At 61.7% G+C, this 4171-nt stretch carries 3 protein-coding genes, 2 tRNA genes and 1 pseudogene; 2 read left to right on the top strand and 4 right to left on the bottom strand.

Annotation, left to right across the window (positions count from 1 at the left end; translation table 11 throughout):
- From AC0L3H_RS32740 to AC0L3H_RS32750, 3 genes are all read right to left on the bottom strand, one after another.
- On the bottom strand, positions 1-569 hold a 569-nt coding region (locus AC0L3H_RS32740), incomplete at its 3' end, for a hypothetical protein (RefSeq protein WP_473588220.1).
- Positions 570-744: 175 nt separating this feature from the next.
- Positions 745-821: transfer RNA gene (locus AC0L3H_RS32745), tRNA-Arg, on the bottom strand.
- Positions 822-881: 60 nt separating this feature from the next.
- Positions 882-1187 carry an ETC complex I subunit gene (locus AC0L3H_RS32750; RefSeq protein WP_473492405.1) on the bottom strand — a complete coding sequence of 102 codons (306 nt, stop codon included), beginning with the start codon at positions 1185-1187 and terminating at the stop codon, positions 882-884.
- Positions 1188-1583: 396 nt separating this feature from the next.
- Between AC0L3H_RS32750 and AC0L3H_RS32755 the strand changes: the two genes are divergently transcribed.
- Positions 1584-1660, top strand: a tRNA-Pro gene (locus tag AC0L3H_RS32755).
- Between the two features lie 131 nt (positions 1661-1791).
- Here the strand turns inward: AC0L3H_RS32755 and AC0L3H_RS32760 are convergent.
- Entirely contained in the window at positions 1792-2619 is an 828-nt protein-coding gene (locus AC0L3H_RS32760) for an alpha/beta fold hydrolase (protein WP_473492404.1), read from the bottom strand.
- Between the two features lie 122 nt (positions 2620-2741).
- Here AC0L3H_RS32760 and AC0L3H_RS32765 point away from each other — a divergent pair.
- Positions 2742-3742, top strand: a pseudogene (locus AC0L3H_RS32765) (GlxA family transcriptional regulator).
- Positions 3743-4171: the final 429 nt, after the last annotated feature.

Consider the following 4171-nt stretch of genomic DNA (forward strand, 5'->3'; position numbering starts at 1 on the left):
GATTTGAATTTCAGCTTCTTCTTTTTAATCTCCCCGTCTTCCCCGGCCTTCCCTTCCCCTCCCGCACTCGCATGCGCGGGAGTTTTCTTTTGAGTGCTTGAATGAACTGATTGAAGGGAAAGAAAGGTGTGATCGGTTGCGCCATCAGTTCCGCCATCGGTCCCGCCAACAGCGCCGCCAGCGGTTGCGCCTTTGGTGCTCTTTTTCTTGCTGAATTTCGGTTCTTTGAGGCGGGCAAGTAGGTCCTCCCGTCCTAGATGACGCAATGCCAATTCGGTCGGTCGGATGTATGTGCAGGTGCTTGTGCCCGCCAGCCGATGCACTTCCCGTTCAATCAGGCCATTGTCATCCAGAACCTTCAGCCATCGTTCCAAGGTACGGCGCGGAACGTTGCCTGCCCATCCGCGCCAACGGTCAATGGGATAGGCTACCCAAATGCCATCCTTGCCCCAAACATAGGCGGACGAACTTTTCCAGCGCCATATGACGGTTCGCAACAAGCTCATTGGCTTCGGGTGCTGGAGTGCGAAGAACTTGAAGGTGGCGAGGTCTTCGAGGGGATGTGTCATGCCCTGTCCCCCTCACATGAAAGGGGAACAGCCCCGGAACCTGTCCGGGACATTCCGGGACTTTTCCGGGATTTTAAGCGCTCATTCCGGGATATTGGTTCCCTTATGTTCCCTTCCATGCCGTAAAGGCTTCCGGGGGAACGGTCATGAAACCCTTTATTTCCAAGGGGTTGAGTGGCGATCCCGGCAGGGTTCGAACCTGCGACACCCGGCTTAGAAGGCCGGTGCTCTATCCAGCTGAGCTACGGGACCGCTTGCCGACGCAAGGGCCGGCTAATCCATGCGCTGGGACGGCTGCCCGGCATTTGCCGGTCAATGCGTCCAGGGCGTCCTGCGGTCATAGCGGAAATTCTCCGCATAGGAAATCTGGCGGCGCTTTGATTCCTTCGGCTCCTCGACGCGGTAGGCCAGCCCCTCTTTCTCCGCATAGGCCACCGCCTCTTCCCTTGTGTAGAAGGTGAGCCTGATCTGGCTCCGCATGTCAGCCGACGTGGTATAGCCCATCAGCGGATCGATTTTCTTGCGCATCTCGGGATCGAATTCCAGCACCCAGTGGCCGGTCTTGGCCTTGCCGGACTGCATCGCGGTTTTGGCTGGGCTGAAAATGCGCGCGGACATGAACACCTCGTTACTACGTGCAAGCGGCGCCGCCGCTGTATTCCCGTCATTACTGCGCAATGCTGCCGGCGGCAAGGCCGAGCCTGCCGAACCCGCTTCACGCCGGGCCACCGACGATGATCGCGCGAGGTGACGGCCGTGGATAGGACGAGAGATCGCAGCGGGCGTTTTCTTCCCGGCGGGGACGTTTTAACCGGGTTAACGGCAGCGTGTTATCCGGGTAAACGGCAGCGTGCCGCTGGACAGCAACCTGGGTGCCTGAGGTGGCGCTGCCGCGAAACCGTTGCGCGGGCCGGCATTTCCCACTCCGCTCTCGACCCGAGCCTGCGTTTGTTCCGTTTTCGTCTTTTAGGGGTTGCGCAGCCAAGCCCGGAACCCTATACGCCGCCAAGGACTCGGAGTGTAGCGCAGCCTGGTAGCGCATCTGGTTTGGGACCAGAGGGTCGGGAGTTCGAATCTCTCCACTCCGACCATCCATTCACCGGAAATCATCGGCCGTGCTGCCGGCGCAGTTGCGCCGGACAGCATCTGCGACTGACGAAACACCCAAGCGACCGACGGGCAACCGAATTTCCGAGCGTGCCCGCCTGAAGCTTGCGAAGCGTCAGCCCTGGATGAACGCCAGGAGATCCGGATTGATGATCTCCGGGTGGGTGGTGCACATGCCGTGCGGCAGGCCCTTGTAGACCTTGAGCGTGCCGTGCCTCACCAACTCGGCGGCAAGCAGGGCTGAGTCGGCAATCGGCACGATCTGGTCATCATCGCCGTGCATGATCAGGACGGGCACGTCGATCTTCGTCAGGTCTTCCGTGAAGTCGGTCTCGGAAAAAGCCTCGATGCAGTCGTAGTGGGCCTTGGCTCCGCCCATCATGCCCTGGCGCCACCAATTGTCGACGGCCCCTTGCGAAACCTTGGCGCCCTGGCGATTGAAGCCATAGAACGGGCCGGCCGGCACATCCCTGTAGAACTGGGCGCGGTTGGCGACCAAAGCGGCACGGAAGCCGTCGAAGACCTCGATCGGCAGGCCGCCGGGGTTGCTGTCGGTCTTGAGCATGATCGGCGGCACCGCGCCGATCAGCACCGCCTTGGCGACGCGTCCTTCGCCACCGTAGCGGGCCACGTAACGCGCCACCTCGCCGCCGCCGGTCGAATGGCCGATATGGACGGCGTTCTTGAGATCAAGATGCGCGACCAGAGCCGCAACGTCGGCGGCATAGGTGTCCATCTCGTTGCCGGTCGCGGTCTGTGTCGAGCGGCCGTGCCCGCGCCGGTCATGCGCGATGACGCGATAGCCCTTGTCGAGGAAGAACAGCATCTGGTTGTCCCAGTCGTCGGCGCTCAGAGGCCAGCCGTGATGGAACACGATTGGCTGGCCTGTGCCCCAATCCTTGTAGAAAATCTCGGTGCCGTCCCTAGTGGTGCATGTGCTCATCGTCGTGCTCCTTGTTAGCCGAATTGGTTGGAGGAAGGTTCGTTCCTTCTGTGGACAAGCTATTGCAACGGAGTCATGGTGAGAATTGGCAAAACAGACATTGAACGTGGCAAAACTGACAGATAGGTGCGGGGCGTGATCGGGTCGAAATCGGGCTTGTTGCGTATCCCGGCGTTCAGCAAGCGGCAGTGCTGGGCCTCACCGATCTCTTCCAACTGGCCAACCGGCTGGCTGCCGACCGGTCGCCGGACGCGTTGAGGCTTCGCGTCAGCCATTGGCAATGGCAGGAGGCGAGCCAAACCGTCATCCGCAGCTTCGACAGCGAGCCCGGCCCCGACAATGGACCTGCCATGGTCATCTTGCCTCCGACCCTGGGTGATCCGATCGCTCGCGAGACGGCTGCGCCCTATGCCGACTGGCTCAGGGCCCGCCACGCTGCGGGCGCGACGCTCGGCTCGGTCTGCGCCGGCGCCTTCGTGCTTGCCGAGACCGGCCTGCTGTCGGGTCGTGCGGCGACCACGCACTGGGCCTATCGCGACGCGCTGGCGATACGCTTTCCCGACATCGCACTGGATGCCGACAAGCTGGTCATCGACGACGGCGACATCATCACCGCCGGAGCTATATGGCCTGGACCGACCTCGGCCTGAAACTCGTCGACCGGGTGCTTGGGCCGACCGTCATGATGGACACCGCCCGTTTCATGCTGGTCGACCCGCCGGGACGCGAGCAACGCTTCTACAGCCCTTTTGCTCCCAGGCTGAACCATGGCGACGAGGCCATCCTCAAGGTGCAGCACTGGCTCCAGGCGAGAGGCGCGCGCGATGTAACGCTTGCCACCATGGCGGAGCATGCGGCCTTGGAGGAGCGGACTTTTTTGCGCCGCTTTCGCAACGCCACCGGCCTCAAGCCGACCGAGTATTGCCAGCACCTGCGCGTCGGCAAGGCGCGTGAGATGCTGCGAGCGACGACCCGATCCATCGACCAGATCGCCTGGGATGTCGGCTATGACGATCCCGGCTCCTTCCGCAAGGTTTTCGCCAGGATAACCGGCCTGGCGCCGGGCGATTACCGCAGGCGCTTTGCCGCGGAACGAGCGGCGGTGGTGGGCGTAGGGAGCTGAGTTATCACCTCGTTGAAGGCAAGCTCGCCGGGAAGAGAACCCCAACCGCCTCATCTCCCGGCGAGCCTACAACCTGATTTGATACGCATCAGGACCGGGGTTAGCCGGCAAGCTTGCAGGTGCAAGAGAGATGCCAGTCAACCTTTCCCGAAATGGGACACCAGCCGAGCTTTTTCCTTCTCCCCTTGTAGTAGCAGGTGGATCGGCGCGCCGCGCCGAGCCGGATGAGGGGTGTTGGAAGAAATGAGGCGCTGGCGATCCTGTCGCAGTGCGCCCGATTTGGACGAGAGTGTTCGCCAAGCTGGAACACCCTCATCCGACCGAGCTTCGCTCGGCCACTTTCTCCCACAACAGGAGGCCTTTGCACAGAATCGGATTGATGATTCCGGGGGTAAGGAAGAGAGGGAGATGATTCGGATGGTCGATCGT

The sequence above is a fragment of the Mesorhizobium sp. WSM4816 genome (assembly GCF_055811535.1).